This is a genomic window from Vibrio sp. Y176, from assembly GCF_033438945.1.
Window position 1 is genome coordinate 1 of sequence record NZ_JAWOQS010001001.1, and the last position, 554, is coordinate 554.

A 554-nucleotide genomic window follows, 5' to 3' on the forward strand; every position below is an offset into this window, starting at 1 on the left:
CGCGTGGCAAGAGAGGGAGTTTTCTTCTCGATAACGGCGAAGTAACTCAAGTAACAAGCGCGAGTCCACACCACCACTAAACGCGACAACGACCTTCGTTTGAGGTTGATAATAGGTGTTCAATACATGAGAAAACTGCTGGTAAAGCGATTCCATAAGCGATCCGATAGGTACAAAAAAGGGTTAGACATATGTCCAACCCTTTCTATTTTATCCGTTATCTCGCGAGATATCAGCAGTAACCGTAGTTCATTAGACGTTGGTAACGGCGTTCACGTAGCGATTCTTCATCTAGCTGCTCAAGATCTTCTAGCTGACGAAGTAGCGTCGCTTTCATGTTTTCAGCCATTTTAACGTGATCGCGGTGCGCGCCACCTAGTGGCTCTTCGATGATCTCATCAATTAGCTCAAGTTCTTTAAGGCGAGGAGCAGTTAGACCCATTGCTTCTGCTGCTTGAGGCGCTTTGTCAGAATCACGCCATAGGATTGAAGCACAACCCTCTGGAGAAATTACTGAGTACGTAGAGTACTGAAGCATGTTCACGTAGTCGCCT

The 554-nt window shown here is 46.4% G+C and carries 2 pseudogenes; both read right to left on the reverse strand.

What is annotated here, in order from left to right:
• Positions 1-156 (reverse strand): annotated as a pseudogene (locus R7O13_RS29870) (tRNA(Ile)-lysidine synthetase); the annotation flags it as partial.
• Positions 157-232: 76 nt separating this feature from the next.
• A pseudogene (locus R7O13_RS29875) lies at positions 233-554 on the reverse strand (acetyl-CoA carboxylase carboxyl transferase subunit alpha); the annotation flags it as partial.